15 protein-coding genes are annotated in these 13562 nt (G+C 72.5%); 1 reads left to right on the top strand and 14 read right to left on the bottom strand.

Annotation, left to right across the window (positions count from 1 at the left end):
- Nucleotides 1-74: 74 nt before the first annotated feature.
- Both cls and QM626_RS12645 read right to left on the bottom strand, forming a co-directional pair.
- On the bottom strand, nt 75-1538 hold the full coding sequence (cls, locus tag QM626_RS12650) for a cardiolipin synthase (RefSeq protein WP_415077336.1): 1464 nt from the start codon (nt 1536-1538) through the stop codon (nt 75-77).
- 63 nt (nt 1539-1601) lie between these two features.
- Nucleotides 1602-1787, bottom strand: a complete 186-nt coding sequence (locus QM626_RS12645) for a hypothetical protein (protein WP_415077308.1) — start codon at nt 1785-1787, stop codon at nt 1602-1604.
- Nucleotides 1788-1902: 115 nt separating this feature from the next.
- On the opposite strand from QM626_RS12645, the gene QM626_RS12640 reads away from it, so the two are divergent.
- Nucleotides 1903-3048 carry a DUF4192 family protein gene (locus QM626_RS12640; RefSeq protein WP_415077307.1) on the top strand — a complete coding sequence of 382 codons (1146 nt, stop codon included), beginning with the start codon at nt 1903-1905 and terminating at the stop codon, nt 3046-3048.
- Here the strand turns inward: QM626_RS12640 and lysS are convergent.
- The 12 genes from lysS to tilS all read right to left on the bottom strand — a co-directional run.
- A complete protein-coding gene (gene lysS / locus QM626_RS12635) occupies nt 3041-4570 on the bottom strand; it encodes a lysine--tRNA ligase (RefSeq protein WP_415077306.1) in 1530 nt (509 codons plus the stop codon). The two genes, QM626_RS12640 and lysS, sit on opposite strands and share 8 nt — an antisense overlap.
- Nucleotides 4571-4607: 37 nt before the next feature.
- Nucleotides 4608-5291, bottom strand: coding sequence for a DUF2520 domain-containing protein (locus tag QM626_RS12630; RefSeq protein WP_415077305.1), 684 nt, complete (start codon nt 5289-5291; stop codon nt 4608-4610).
- On the bottom strand, nt 5288-6859 hold the full coding sequence (locus QM626_RS12625; protein ID WP_415077304.1) for a PH domain-containing protein: 1572 nt from the start codon (nt 6857-6859) through the stop codon (nt 5288-5290). The genes QM626_RS12630 and QM626_RS12625 overlap by 4 nt, the downstream gene beginning before the upstream one ends.
- Nucleotides 6856-7446: a PH domain-containing protein gene (locus tag QM626_RS12620; RefSeq protein WP_415077303.1), complete on the bottom strand. Its 591-nt coding sequence runs from the start codon at nt 7444-7446 to the stop codon at nt 6856-6858. Before QM626_RS12620 ends, QM626_RS12625 begins: the two co-directional genes overlap by 4 nt.
- Nucleotides 7391-7888, bottom strand: a complete 498-nt coding sequence (locus QM626_RS12615) for a DUF3180 domain-containing protein (RefSeq protein ID WP_415077302.1) — start codon at nt 7886-7888, stop codon at nt 7391-7393. The genes QM626_RS12620 and QM626_RS12615 overlap by 56 nt, the downstream gene beginning before the upstream one ends.
- A complete protein-coding gene (gene folK, locus QM626_RS12610; protein ID WP_415077301.1) occupies nt 7885-8391 on the bottom strand; it encodes a 2-amino-4-hydroxy-6-hydroxymethyldihydropteridine diphosphokinase in 507 nt (168 codons plus the stop codon). The genes QM626_RS12615 and folK overlap by 4 nt, the downstream gene beginning before the upstream one ends.
- Nucleotides 8388-8753 carry a dihydroneopterin aldolase gene (gene folB, locus QM626_RS12605; RefSeq protein ID WP_415077300.1) on the bottom strand — a complete coding sequence of 122 codons (366 nt, stop codon included), beginning with the start codon at nt 8751-8753 and terminating at the stop codon, nt 8388-8390. The genes folK and folB overlap by 4 nt, the downstream gene beginning before the upstream one ends.
- Nucleotides 8753-9553 carry a dihydropteroate synthase gene (folP, locus tag QM626_RS12600; protein WP_415077299.1) on the bottom strand — a complete coding sequence of 267 codons (801 nt, stop codon included), beginning with the start codon at nt 9551-9553 and terminating at the stop codon, nt 8753-8755. The genes folB and folP overlap by 1 nt, the downstream gene beginning before the upstream one ends.
- On the bottom strand, nt 9550-10137 hold the full coding sequence (gene folE, locus QM626_RS12595; RefSeq protein WP_415077298.1) for a GTP cyclohydrolase I: 588 nt from the start codon (nt 10135-10137) through the stop codon (nt 9550-9552). Before folE ends, folP begins: the two co-directional genes overlap by 4 nt.
- Before the next feature lie 9 nt (nt 10138-10146).
- Complete coding sequence (gene ftsH / locus QM626_RS12590; RefSeq protein WP_415077297.1) at nt 10147-12153, bottom strand: ATP-dependent zinc metalloprotease FtsH; 2007 nt, start codon at nt 12151-12153, stop codon at nt 10147-10149.
- A 121-nt stretch (nt 12154-12274) separates the two neighbouring features.
- The gene (hpt, locus tag QM626_RS12585) at nt 12275-12826 is read right to left on the bottom strand and encodes a hypoxanthine phosphoribosyltransferase (RefSeq protein ID WP_415077296.1); all 552 of its coding nucleotides are present in this window, start codon (nt 12824-12826) and stop codon (nt 12275-12277) included.
- A gap of 43 nt (nt 12827-12869) precedes the next feature.
- Nucleotides 12870-13562, bottom strand: a 693-nt coding sequence (gene tilS / locus QM626_RS12580; RefSeq protein WP_415077295.1) for a tRNA lysidine(34) synthetase TilS, incomplete at its 5' end; no start/stop codon positions are given.

Genomic DNA, 13562 nt, shown 5'->3' with positions numbered 1-13562 from the left:
TCCCCTTCCGCCGTCGCCATCATCGCTCAGCAACCCGAGAGATCACAGGACGCCCGATCACGAACCGGTCACGGCTACTGGAGCGCCGAGGTGAGCCGCGCGAGGTTGTCGAGCACCGTCGAGCGCAGCGGCTGCTTCAGCCACTCCTCGAGGGTGAGCTCCCGCGACAGGCTGCGGTACTTCTCCTCGACCTCGCGCACCTGGGCGACGAACGCGGCGCCGCGCACCAGCATCGAGATCTCCATGTTCAGACCGAACGAGCGCATGTCCATGTTGCTGGAGCCGATGACGGCGACCTCGTCGTCGATCGTGAAGGCCTTGGTGTGCAGGATGTAGGGCTTCCGGTACATCCAGATGTGGACGCCGGCGCGCAGCAGCACCTCGTAGTAGCTGCGCTGCGCGTGGTACACGACGGCCTGGTCGCCCTCCTCGGAGACGAACAGCTCGACGTGCACCCCGCGGTGGCACGCGGTCGTGATCGCCAGCAGCAGCGCCTCGTCGGGCACGAAGTAGGGGCTGATGAGCACGATCCGCTCCTGCGCGGCGTACAGCAGGCCGAGGAACAGCCGCAGGTTGTTCTCGAACTCGAACCCCGGACCGGAGGGCACGATCTGGCAGTCGAGCGTGCCGGCCGCTCCGGCGACCTCGATCGCGTCGATCTCGCCGGAGAGGATCTCGTCGGTCTCGCTGTACCAGTCGGAGAGGAACACCGCGTTGACGCTGGCGACCACCGGGCCCTCCAGCCGCACCATGAGGTCGACCCAGTGCAGGCCGCGGCGGATGTTCTTGCGCAGGTTGTAGGTCGAGTCGGTGACGTTCTGCGATCCCATGTAGGCGACCTCCCCGTCGACGACGAGGAGCTTGCGGTGGTTGCGCAGGTCGGGCCGCTGATACCTGCCCTTCAGCGGCTGCACCGGCAGCATCAGGTGCCACTGCGCACCCATGGCGTCCAGTCGCCTCAGGGTCTGCGCGTAGAAGGGCTTGCCGCGGTTGGCCCAGTGGTCCAGCAGCACCCGCACCGTCACGCCGCGGGCGGCCACCTCCTCCAGGGCGCGGAAGAAGCCGTCGGTCGAGGCGTCCGTCTGCAGGATGTAGAACTCCACGTTCACATAGCGGGACGCGGTGCGGATCGTCGCCGCCATGTCGTCCAGGCTCTGCTGGTATTCCGAGACGAGCCGGGCCAGGTTGTCGCCGGCCAGCGGCAGCGCGCCGAGGTTGCGGTTCAGCGCGACCAGCGACGTGAACCACGCCGACGCGCCGGGCTGCGGGGTGCCGAAGTCGAGACCCTCGCTGGTGTCCTCGATGTAGTCGTTGATGGCGCGCTGCTTGCGACGCCGGGTGCGCGGCAGCCGCGGGGTGCCGATGACCAGGAACAGCAGCACGCCGACGAAGGGGATGAAGTAGATCGCCAGGAGCCACGCCATCGCGGCGGTGGGCCGACGGTTGCGCGGCACGATGATGACCGCGGCGACGCGGATGACGATGTCGGTGACGAACCCGAGCACGATCCACCACGTGGCGTCGAACTCGATCGTGATCACCCGCACTCCCCCGGTCGGATCCAGCGTAGTGGCACCGGCGACGTGCGCCGGAGCGGCGGGTCAGCGCTCGGACGCCGGTCCGGCGGCGGGGAGCCCGCGGCGGGCCCGCTCCTCGGCCTCGACCTTCGCGTACGCGCGACGCTCGTTACGGTCCATGTGGACGATCGCGCGCAGGATGAAGAAGAACAGCGCCACCAGCAGGACCGTGGGCGCGAGAGCCCACAGCACACCGGTCCAGAAGTCCACGGTGCCATCCTACGCCGTCGGCATCCTCTCCTCCCCAGGCGCCCGACGACACCGCACCCTGCGGCGGCTGTGGACAGCTCTCGCGCGAGAACGGCCTGCGGCGGACGCTTCGGGCATGACCACCATCGTGAAAGCGGCCGACGCCGCGCAGTTCCTGTCCCTCGTCCCGGCGATGTTCGGGTTCACCCCGACCCGCAGCATCGTGATCGTCCCGTTCGCCGGCGGGCGCAGCGTCGGCGGCATGCGCGTCGACATCCCGCCGGATGATCACGTCGACGCGGTCGCCGCGACCCTGATCGGCATGGTGTGCCGGGTCGAGGATGCCGAGGCCTACGCCCTCGCCGTCTTCGACGATGAGCCGGCCGACGCCGAGCTCCCCCACGTCGGGCTGGCCACCGCGCTGCGCGCCCGCGCCGACGCGTGCGGGATCGACACGATCGACGCGCTCTACGTCGGGCCGGATCGGTGGGGCTCCTACCTCGACGCGTCCGCCGGCGGCGACGCTGCGGCGCTGCGCGCACCCGGACCGGCGTCCGCGTTCGTGCCGCTGCCCGGCGAGGACCAGCGCAGCGGCGCCGTGCTGGTCCGCGCCCCGAAACCGGACCGCGAGCGGGCGGCGACCGCGCTGCGCGAGCTCGAACGAGCCGTGCACGTCCTCGCCGGCGGGCCCCCGAAGGGCGCCTCGTCGCGCATCCATCCGACGGCGCTCGCGACGGCGGCGCTGCTGGACGACCTGCCCGAGTTCTTCGACAGCGTGGTGCGCCGGGCCGCGTCCGGCGTCGGGGCAGACGTCGGAGCCGACGACCGCGCGCGGCACGACGCCTATGCACGGGCGGCGCTGATGTGGTGCCTGCGCCGGCCCGCACTGCGGGACATCGGGCTGGCGACCTGGCTCGACGGGGCCGCCGCGGGCGATGCCGCGCTGGAGGCGCAGCTGCGTTGGGAGGGCGGGGAGCCGTATTCGGAGCGGATCGGCCGGCGCATGTCAGGCGAGGGCCCGCAACCGGACGCCGAACGGCTGCGGGCCGCGCTGGACGCGTGCCGCGAGGCCGCTTCCGTCGCGCCGAGGGGCGCCCAGGCCGGCGTGCTGTCGGCGTGCGCGTGGCTGTCGTGGGCGCTCGGCCGTATGACGCATGCCGAGGTGTACGCGCGTCACGCGGTCGGCATCGAACCCGGGCACGGCATGGGCATGATCGTCCTGGGCCTGGTCGGCGCGGGTCACCTGCCGGACTGGGCGTTCCGGCGCCCGCAGACTACTTGACCAGCGGGAACAGGATGGTCTCGCGGATGCCGAGTCCGGTGATCGCCATGAGCAGGCGGTCGATGCCCATGCCCATGCCGCCCATCGGCGGCAGGCCGTACTCCATCGCCCGCAGGAACTCCTCGTCGATGCGCATGGCCTCGTCGTCGCCGCGGTCGGCGAGCTTCGCCTGCTCGACGAAGCGCTCACGCTGCACGACGGGGTCGACCAGCTCGGAGTACCCGGTGGCCAGCTCGAAGCCCCGCACGTACAGATCCCACTTCTCGACGACCCCGGGGATCGAACGGTGCTCCCGCACGAGCGGGCTCGTGTCCAGCGGGAAGTCCATGACGAACGTGGGGCGCTCCAGCCCCTCCTTCACGAAGTGCTCCCACAGCTCCTCGACGTACTTGCCGTGGGTCGCGACCCTGGCCGGCACGTCCAGGCCGACCCCGGCGGCGAACGCGGCGAGCTCGTCGAGCGGGGTCTGCGGGGTGATCTCCCGCCCGGACGCCGCCGACAGCGAGTCGTACATCGAGATGCGGTCCCACTCGCCGCCCAGGTCGTAGCCGGTGCCGTCGGCCCAGGTCACCTCGGTGGAGCCGGCGACGGCCACTGCCGCGTTCTGGATGAGCTCCTGGGTCAGGTCGGCGATGCCGTGGTAGTCGCTGTACGCCTGGTAGGCCTCCAGCATCGCGAACTCCGGGCTGTGGGTGGAGTCGGCGCCCTCGTTGCGGAAGTTGCGGTTGATCTCGAACACCCGGTCGAGCCCGCCGACGACGGCGCGCTTGAGGAACAGCTCGGGGGCGATGCGCAGGTACAGGTCGGTGTCGAATGCGTTCGAGCGGGTGACGAACGGGCGGGCGGACGCGCCGCCGTGCTGCACCTGCAGCATCGGGGTCTCGACCTCGATGAAGTCGTGGCCGGCGAAGGTCTGCCGCAGCGACGCGTTGACGGTGGCCCGCGCGCGCACCGTGGTGCGGGCCTGCGCGCGCACGATGAGGTCGAGGTAGCGCGAGCGCACCCGGCTCTCCTCGCTGAGGTCGGAGTGCAGGTTCGGCAGCGGCAGCAGCGCCTTGGCGGCGATGGCCCAGTCGGCGACCATGATCGACAGCTCGCCGCGACGGCTGGAGATGACCTCGCCGGTGACCGACACATGGTCGCCGAGGTCGACGAGCTCCTTCCAGCGCGCCAGCGACTCCTCCCCCACCGAGGCGAGGGAGACCATGGCCTGGATGCGGCTGCCGTCGCCGGACTGGAGCGAGGCGAAGCAGAGCTTCCCGGTGTTGCGGCTGAACACGACCCGGCCCGCGACGGAGGCGGTGACGCCGGTCTGCGCGTCCGGTTCGAGGTCGGCGAAGCGCGCGCGCAGCGCCGGGATGGTGTCGGTCACCGGCACCGCCACCGGATAGGCGCCGCCGGCGGCATCCACCCGCTCTGCGATGAGCCGCTCGCGCTTGGCCAGCCGCACCGCCTTCTGCTCGAAGACGTCGTCGTCGACGGAGTCGTCGGCGGGCGCGGCGGAAGAGGGCTGAGAGGTCATGCGGGATGCTCCGGTGAGCGGCGGAAGGGGTCGGCGGTCAGTCTATCGGCGGCCGCTCGGCGAGTGCCTGGTCGACCGTGGAGCGCACGAGCGCCGACAGGTACGAGCCGGGGTTCTCGACGCCGATGCCGGCCAGCAGCGCGGTCGACTGCTGCACGATCGACCGCGAGAACGCGGTGACGGTCTCGATCGCCTCCGCATACGCGGGCCGGTCGGCGTCGGCGACGACGACCGGCTCGCAGCCCATCTCGACCGCGAGCGCCTGCGCGATCGGCAGCACCGCCGCCGGGGCGGTGACGGCGGCGTAGGCGGCGGCGAGCTGCCGCAGATCGATGCTGGTGCCGGTGAACGCGATCGCAGGATGCACGGCGAGCGGGATCGCGCCGCCGGCGGCGGCGGGATCGAGCACCCCGATCCCGTACGCCGGGTCGGTGTGCAGCACGATCTGCCCGACCTGCCAGGCGCCGAGGTCGGCGAGGCCGGCCACGAGGCCGGGCAGCTCGTCGTGCGGCACCGCGATCACGACGAGCTCGCTGCGGCGGACGACCTCGATCGCGTCGAGCACGGGGACGCCGGGGAGGACGGCATCCACCCGGTCCTCGTCCGAGCCGCGCGTGATGCCGGTCAAGGCGTGACCGGCTCCGGCCAGGGCCGCGCCCACGATCGGGCCGACCAGGCCGGCGCCGATGATGCCCACCCCGAGCCGTCCGTCACGGTTCATCCGTCCTCCTCCGTGGCCGCGCCGCCCGCGACCGGATCCGCCCATCGGTGGGACCGGTCGGCCTCGGCCTCCGCGACGGCGGCGCGTTCGGCATCGTCCCACACCCGAGCCGCCACGTCGCGGTCCACGGCGGCCAGCGACGTGTCGACGGGGCCGCGCACCGTGTGGGCGCGCAGCCGGGCCACGCGCACCGCGCGGGCGATCGGGCCCTGCGTCACGCTGATGCCCTGCATCCGCGCGAGCGGCACGAGCACGACGCGACGACGGATCAGGCCGCGTCGCAGCAGCAACGCGTCCCGGGTCGCGAGCACGCCGGCACGGCGCCAGGACAGCGGATGCAGGAACCAGGCGCGTCCGGGCGTCGTCTCGAATCCGGGCGCCTGCCCCGCTGCCGCCGCGGCGGCCAGCTGCCGTGCGGTCGGGTCGATCTGCGGGAGCACGAGCGCGAGCACCCGCTCCACGTCCGCCCGCGTCCCGACCGGCAGCACGGTGGTGAGCTGGTCCTTGCCGGCCTCGGCGGAACGTCGTCCGCTCAGGCGGTTGATGCGGACGTCCCACCAGCCGGCGGGTCGCCACAGCACCGGCTGCCCGATCTCGACCGCATGGATGCGCCCCGGCGGGATCGTCTCGGTGACGGTCGTGAACAGCCCGAACGTGATGCGCACGCCGTCGGCGGTCGGCGCGATCGCGTACTGCAGCGCGCGCACGAGCCGCCGGCCCTCGTAGGCGATCATGCCGATCACCGCCGGCGCGAGCACGACCAGCACGATCGGCCGGTCGGCGATGCCGAAGCCGACGAGGGCGATGACGGCGAGCACGATGACCACGGTCGTGTTGTGCAGCAGGTGCGCGCCGATCAGGCGCGGGACGGGGATGTCGACCATGGACTCGGACGTCGCGACGATCGGCTCGGGCCCCTCGAGGATGCCGGTCACCCCGCGGGCGACGGTGTCGACCAGGCCGGCCGGGCCACCGGCGTGCTCCTGCTCGGCCAGCCGCCGCCCCGACGCGAGGCGCAGGATGTCGGCGCGCACCGTCTCCGCATCCACCGTGCGCAGGTATTCGAGCCTCACGTTCCCCGCGGCGCCGACCACCTCGAGCTTCGCCAGTCCGATCAGGCGCGCGAGGAGCGGTCGGGCGAGGCCTACCCCCTGCACCCGGTCGAGCGGCGCGCGGCGGTGCGAGCGGAACAGGATCCCCTGCCGCACCTCCACGAGCTCGCCGGTGATGCGGAAGGTGTGGAAGCGCCACGACAGCGTGAACGCGACCACGAGGAGGATGAGCACGCCCAGCACCGTCAGCGCGGCCAGCAGATACAGGTTGTTGGCGATGACCCAGTCGATCGGATCGCCGGGCCGGGCCTCGAACGTGCCGGCGGGGGCACGCAGCTTCGGGTCGAACAGCGGCAGCACGAGCGAGACGAGCCGCTCGCGCAGGTTCGCGACGACGATGCCGATCACGACGACGAGCGCGAGCCCGCCGCGCAGCAGGGGCGTGAGCGGATGCAGCCGGTGCCACCGCCCGTCGCTGAGCGACGAGCGCACGCTGCCGGGGTCGGGGGCGCTCACAGTCCGGTGCGGCGGTGCTCGGCGACGGCGACCAGCCGGTCGCGCAGGGCCTGGGCGGCGCGCTGGTCGAGACCGGGGATCTTCACGGCGCCGGCCGCCGCCGCGGTGACGAACGTGAGCTGCGCGATGCCGAAGGCGCGGTCGAGCGGTCCGTGGCTGACGTCGATGAGCTGCATCCGCCCGTAGGGCACCGCGATCATCCGCTGGAACAGGATGCCGCGCCGCAGCACCAGGTCGTCCTCGCGCAGCAGGTAGCCGATCGAGCGCACCCGCCGCGGCAGGATCGCGGCGTTGACCAGCAGGGCCGCCGCCGCGGCCGCGCCCGCGATCAGCGGCCACGGCTGTGCGATCACCGCCGCGACGGCGACGGCGACGGCGACCACGATCACGAGCGCGCCGCCGGTCGTGATCAGCAGCACGCGCAGATAGCGGCGCGAGATGCGATGCCAGACGCCGGGCTCCGCGGGCAGCCGGTTCGGCGAGCGCGGCTCCACGACGTCCGGATAGGTGCCGGCGTCGAGCACCCCGCCGTCAGTGGTGGGAGGGGGTGACGCCGGGTCCGGGGTCGTCCGATCCGGGGTGGTCATCGTCATCGTCCTTCCGGATGGTGCAGAGGTGTTCGGCGATCAGCGCCGCGACGAGCAGCCAGACACTGGCCACGACGATGGCGATGAGGGTGCCCATCGACTCCAGCGGCGGGACGACGGGGCGGGTCACCAGGAAGATCAGCATCCCGATCACGGCGCCGCCGACCGCCGCCGCGACCAGGCTGGAGGCCTTCGCGAGCACGACGATCCGCACCGCCCGGAACGGGTCGATGCGTCCCTGGGACGTGCCCCGCAGCACCCGGCGGATCGGGATCGCGAAGGCGAGCACGACGACGCCGACGATGGCGAGCACGAGCGCCATCGAGATGCCGGGCGTGAAGGTCGCGCCGCCGCCGCTGGTGAGGAGCTGGTCGACGAGGAAGCCGACGCCGGCGCCGAGGACGGCGACGATGGCGAGCACGCCGGGGTTGGTGGTCTTCATCGCGCGGCCTCCAGGGCGGCGAGCAGCCGCGAGACGCGGCCGGCGCCGGGCAGCTCGGCCTCCGGGTCGAGGACGAGCCACGGACGCAGCACGAAGTCGCGCTCCGCGGCCCGGGGGTGCGGGAGACTCAGCCCGGCGGCGTCCGAGCGCACCTCGCCGTAGGCGATGAGGTCGAGGTCGAGCGTGCGGTCGCCCCACCGCTCGGCTCGGACGCGCCCGTGCCGGCGCTCGATGTCGTGCAGATGGGCCAGCAGCACCGAGGGCGCGAGGCGGGTGCGCACGATCGCGACGGTGTTGAGGTAGGCCGGGGCGTCGGCGTCCGGCCCCGCGAGGGTGACCGCGATCGACGGGATCGGGTCGGCGATGCGCACGTCGTCGACGAGCGGCAGCGCGCGCAGGTCCGCGGCCGCGGCCGCGATCGTGGCGGCGCGATCCCCGAGGTTCGCGCCGAAGGCGATGACGGCGGTCTGAGCGCGCAGACCCTGCGCGAGGCGGCGGCTCATGCCCGGCTCCGCTCGATCGTGACGGCGACGTCGCCGAACGGCACCGTGATCGGCGCGGACGGCTTGTGCACCGTGACCCGCACCGCCTCGACGAGCGGGCGGCCCAGCACGGCATCGGCGATGCGCTGCGCGAGCGTCTCGACGAGGTCGACCGGATCGCCCTCGACGATCGAGACGACCTGCTCGGCGAGCTCGCCGTAGTGCACGGTGTCGGCGACGTGGTCGCTGCGGGACGCCGGGCGCAGATCGAGCGTGAGCTCGAGGTCGACGACGAACTCCTGGCCGTCGCGGCGCTCGTCGGGGTAGACGCCGTGGAAACCGGTGGCGCGCACCCCGGTCAGCACGATCCGGTCAGGGCTCATCACGCGCCCTCCCGCCAGGCGGACTCGACGCGCAGCGCGTCACGACTCGACAGCACGTCGTGCACGCGCACCGCCCACGCGCCGTCGCGGGCGGCGAGCGCGCTGGTCACGGCGGTCGCCACGTCGCGGCGTTCGGGGGCGGCGTCCTCTCCGATGGCCTCGCCGAGGAACCGCTTGCGGCTGGTCCCGAGGAGGACGCGGTGCCCCAGGCCGGTCAGCTGCGGCAGCGCGCGGAGGACCTCCCAGTTCTGGGGCCCGCGCTTGCCGAACCCGATGCCGGGGTCGAGGATCACGCGGGCCGGCGCGATGCCGGCGGATGCCGCGGCCTCGACGCGCCCGGTGAGCTCGGCGAGCACCTCGCGCACCACGTCGCGGTAGTCCGCGCCCGCGTACATGTCGGCCGACGGCCCGCGCCAGTGTCCCAGCACGACGTCGGCGCCGGAGGCGGCGACCGCCGGCAGCAGCTCCGGATCCGCGAGGCCCCCGGACACGTCGTTCACGATCCGGGCGCCCGCCGCGACCGCGGCGACCGCGGTGTCGGCGTTCATGGTGTCGATGCTCACGATCGCGCCGGAGGCGGCGAGCGCCGAGACGACCGGTAGGACGCGCTCCTGCTCGAGCGGCGCCGGGACGCGGGTCGCGCCGGGCCGGGTCGACTCGCCGCCGACGTCGAGCAGATCCGCGCCCTGCTCGCGCAGCCGCAGACCGTGGGCCACCGCGGCGTCCGGATCGAGATAGCGGCCGCCGTCGCTGAACGAGTCGGGCGTCACGTTGACGATCCCCATGATCAGACAGGTCATGCGCCGGATCCGATCAAAGCGATGAGCTCCGCGCGGGCGGCGGGCTCGGCCAGCTCACCGCGTGCGGCGACGGTCACGGTCGTCGCATCCGGCTGCGTGCCGCCGCGCGCCGTCACGCACTCGTGCGAGGCGTCGAGCACGACGAGGACGCCGCGGGCGTCGAGGGCGCCTTCGACCACGTCGGCGATCTGCTCGCCGAGCCGCTCCTGCACCTGGGGACGGGCGGCGAGGATGTCGACGACGCGCGTCAACGCGCCCAGCCCCACGACCTTCTCGGCGGGCAGGTATGCGAGGTGCGCACGTCCGCGGAAGGGCAGCAGATGATGCTCGCACGTCGACCGGAACCGGATGCCGCGCAGCATCACGGCGCCCGAGGGCAGCGTCTCCGGGGCGGGCCCGCGCGAGACCGAGATGGTCCGTTCGAGCGGCTCGGCCGCATCCGCCCCGACCCCCGCGAAGAACTCGGCGTAGGCGTCGGCGACGCGGAGCGGTGTCTGCGTCAGGCCCGGGCGATCCGGGTCCTCGCCGATCGCCTCGAGCAGTTCGCGCACGAGCGCGGCGATGCGTTCACGGTCGACGGCCACGCGCCGAGCCTACGCGGTCGCGGGGCGCGCCTGTCCGGTGCTGGGCCGACGGCGCGGTGCCTTCTCGGTGGCCTCGGCGTCGGCCTCGGTCTGGGCGGCGACGGGGACGTCCGTCCGGCGCGGCACCTGCACCGGCGGCAGCGCCGAGACCGGGCGGTCGGAGCTGGAGAGCCACTGCGGACGCTCGGGCAGCTTCTTGATGTCGGTGAAGATCTCCGCGACCTCGTTGTGGTCGAGGGTCTCCTTCTCGAGCAGGGCGAGGGCGAGCTTGTCCAGGATGTCGCGGTTGTCGTTGATGACCTGGTACGCCTCGTTGTGGGCCTGCTCGATCAGGGCGCGCACCTGCTGGTCGACGCGCTCGGCGATCTCGTCGGAGTAGTCGCGGCCGTGGCCCATGTCCCGGCCGAGGAACATCTCCCCGGAGGAGGAGCCCAGCTTGACCGGTCCGATGTCGGTGGTCATGCCGTACTCGGTGACCATCTTGCGGGCGATGCCGGTGGCCTTCTCGATGTCGTTCGAGGCGCCCGTGGTGGGGTCGTGGAACACGATCTCCTCGGCGACGCGGCCGCCCATCGCGTAGGTCAGCTGATCCTGCAGCTCGTTGCGGGTGACCGAGTACTTGTCGTCCAGCGGCAGCACCATCGTGTAGCCGAGGGCCTTGCCGCGCGGCAGGATCGTGATCTTGGTGACCGGGTCGGTGTAGTTCATCGCCGCGGCGGCCAGGGCGTGACCGCCCTCGTGATAGGCGGTGATGAGCTTCTCCTTGTCCTTCATCACCCGGGTGCGCCGCTGGGGTCCGGCGATGACGCGGTCGATGGCCTCGTCGAGCGCACGGTTGTCGATCAGCTGGGCGTTGGAGCGGGCGGTCAGGAGAGCCGCCTCGTTGAGCACGTTGGCCAGGTCCGCGCCCGTGAAGCCGGGCGTCTTGCGCGCGACGACCTCGAGGTCGACGGAGTCGGCGAGCGGCTTGCCGCGGCCGTGCACCTCGAGGATCTTCTGCCGACCCTTCAGGTCGGGCGCGTCCACGCCGATCTGCCGGTCGAAACGGCCCGGACGCAGCAGGGCCGGGTCGAGGATGTCGGGGCGGTTCGTCGCCGCGATGACGATGACGTTGGCCTTGGGGTCGAAGCCGTCCATCTCGACGAGCATCTGGTTCAGCGTCTGCTCGCGCTCGTCGTGCCCGCCGCCCAGGCCCGCGCCGCGGTGCCGGCCGACGGCGTCGATCTCGTCGATGAAGATGATGGCCGGCGAGTTCTCCTTGGCCTGGTTGAACAGATCGCGCACGCGGCTCGCGCCGACGCCGACGAACATCTCGACGAAGTCGGAACCCGAGATCGAGTAGAACGGCACGCCGGCCTCCCCGGCGACGGCGCGCGCGAGGAGGGTCTTGCCGGTGCCGGGAGGGCCGTACAGCAGCACGCCCTTCGGGATGCGGGCGCCCAGCGCCTGGAACTTCGACGGGTCCTTCAGGAAGTCCTTGATCTCCTGCATCTCCTCGATCGCCTCGTCGGCGCCGGCGACATCGCCGAAGGTGACGGTCGGGGTCTCCTTGGTCACGAGCTTCGCCCGCGACTTGCCGAACTGCATGACCTTGCTGCCGCCGCCCTGGGCGGAGGAGAGCAGGAACCAGAAGATCGCGCCGAGCAGGAGGATCGGGATCAGCAGCGACAGGACGCTGTCGAACCACGTCGTGCGCGGCACCACGTCGTTGTAGCCGTCGCTGAGGGTGGCGGCGTCGATCGCGTCGACGACCTCGTCGGCGCGCGCGGAGACGTAGTAGAACTGCACGTCGGTGGCACCCTCGTACGGGGTGGAGAGCGTCATGTCGACGCGCTGGTCCCCGTCGGTGTTGGTGACCGACTCCACGGTGGTCCCCTGCAGCAGGCTCAGACCCTCCTGCGTCGTGATCTGCTTCGCGGCGCCCAGGCTCGAGATCAGCGAGAAGCCCACGATGAGCAGGAGCCCGATCAGCAGCACGTAGATCAGCGGGTTGCGAGTGATCTTCTTGAAGTCCATTGTGCGGGGACTCGGCCCCGTCCCTTTCGTCGACGGATCCGCGCGCAGCGGATCGTTTCAGGGTAGCGCGCGGGGACTATGGCCGGTCTGTGCATTCGCCCACGGCGTACAGTGGCGCGCGTCAGCTGTACACATGCGGCGCGAGCACCGCGACATCCCGCAGATTGCGGTACTTCTCCGCGTAGTCCAGCCCGTAGCCCACGACGAAGTCGTTCGGGATGTCGAAGCCGACGTACCGGCAGTCGACCTGCACCTTGGCGGCGGCCGGCTTGCGCAGCAGCGCGAACACCTCGACCGACGCGGCGCCGCGGGCGGCGAAGTTCTCCAGCAGCCAGGCGAGGGTCAGGCCGGAGTCGATGATGTCCTCGACGATGAGGACGTGCTTGTCATGGATGTCGGTGTCGAGGTCCTTGCGGATCTGCACCACGCCGCTGGAGCGGGTGCCGGTGCCGTAGGAGGAGACGGCCATCCAGTCCATCGGGACCAGGATCGGCAGCGCCCGCGCGAAGTCGGCCATGACCATGACCGCGCCCTTGAGCACGCCCACCAGGACGAGGTCCTTGCCCGCGTAGTCGACCGAGACCCGGGTGGCGATCTCGTCGAGCTTGGCGTGGATCTGCTCCTCGGTCGCGAGCACGTCCAGCAGGTCGTCGGCGAGGTCCGCAGCGCGCATGCGTCGAGTCTAGGGTCGCGGACGGACGGCTGTTTCCGCGCGGTCAGCTGGGGCGCGCGGTGAACTCGATCCGGCCCGCGACGCGACGGGCACGGCATCCCGGCAGGTCGATGGCGCCCTGCCCGTGCCAATGGGTGACCAGGCGCGCGACCTCGGTCGTCTGGCGCCAGCTGAGCGCGGCGTGGAACTCGCTGGCCACGACCAGCCGGATGATGCGGTTGCGCAGCGCCGGCGGGTTCGCGGCCAGCGCCGCGGCCGAGACGGCGATGCCGGCCTCCGCGGGCTCGACGATGTCCTCGATGGTCTCCTCGATCAGGTCCTGGAACGCGCTCGCGTCCTCGCGCAGCTGCTCCGCGGTGCGGGCGAGAGCCTCGGCCACGCCCGGGCCGAGCTCCTCCTCCAGCACCGGCAGCACCCGCTCCCGGACGCGGACGCGCGCGAAGCCGGGGTCGGCGTTGTGCGGATCCTGCCAGGGCTCCAGGCCCGCGGCGGCGCAGGCCGCGCGGGTCGTGGCCCGGCGCACGGACAGCAGCGGCCGCAGCCACCGCACGTCCGCCTCGCTCCGGTCGGGCCACATCCCACCGAGGCTGGTGGCGCCGGAGCCGCGGGCGAGGCCCAGCAGCACCGTCTCGGCCTGGTCGTCGAGCGTGTGCGCGAGCAGCACGGCCGCGGCATCCTCGGCGGCGGCGGCCGCGCGCAGCGCGGCATGGCGGGCCTCGCGGGCGGCCGCCTCCGG

The sequence above is a fragment of the Microbacterium sp. genome (assembly GCF_047606385.1).
GTDB lineage: Bacteria > Actinomycetota > Actinomycetes > Actinomycetales > Microbacteriaceae > Microbacterium.
Note: the sequence above shows the minus strand (reverse complement) of the source record. Positions and strands in the feature narration are given on the sequence as shown.

Coding starts and splice junctions, on each gene's coding strand:
- QM626_RS12640 (WP_415077307.1), top strand. CDS start 1,903: ATGACCACCATCGTGAAAGCGGCCGACGCCGCGCAGTTCCTGTCCCTC.
- lysS (WP_415077306.1), bottom strand. CDS start 4,570: ATGACCTCTCAGCCCTCTTCCGCCGCGCCCGCCGACGACTCCGTCGAC.
- QM626_RS12630 (WP_415077305.1), bottom strand. CDS start 5,291: ATGAACCGTGACGGACGGCTCGGGGTGGGCATCATCGGCGCCGGCCTG.
- QM626_RS12620 (WP_415077303.1), bottom strand. CDS start 7,446: ATGACCACCCCGGATCGGACGACCCCGGACCCGGCGTCACCCCCTCCC.
- QM626_RS12615 (WP_415077302.1), bottom strand. CDS start 7,888: ATGAAGACCACCAACCCCGGCGTGCTCGCCATCGTCGCCGTCCTCGGC.
- folK (WP_415077301.1), bottom strand. CDS start 8,391: ATGAGCCGCCGCCTCGCGCAGGGTCTGCGCGCTCAGACCGCCGTCATC.
- folB (WP_415077300.1), bottom strand. CDS start 8,753: ATGAGCCCTGACCGGATCGTGCTGACCGGGGTGCGCGCCACCGGTTTC.
- folP (WP_415077299.1), bottom strand. CDS start 9,553: ATGACCTGTCTGATCATGGGGATCGTCAACGTGACGCCCGACTCGTTC.
- ftsH (WP_415077297.1), bottom strand. CDS start 12,153: ATGGACTTCAAGAAGATCACTCGCAACCCGCTGATCTACGTGCTGCTG.
- hpt (WP_415077296.1), bottom strand. CDS start 12,826: ATGCGCGCTGCGGACCTCGCCGACGACCTGCTGGACGTGCTCGCGACC.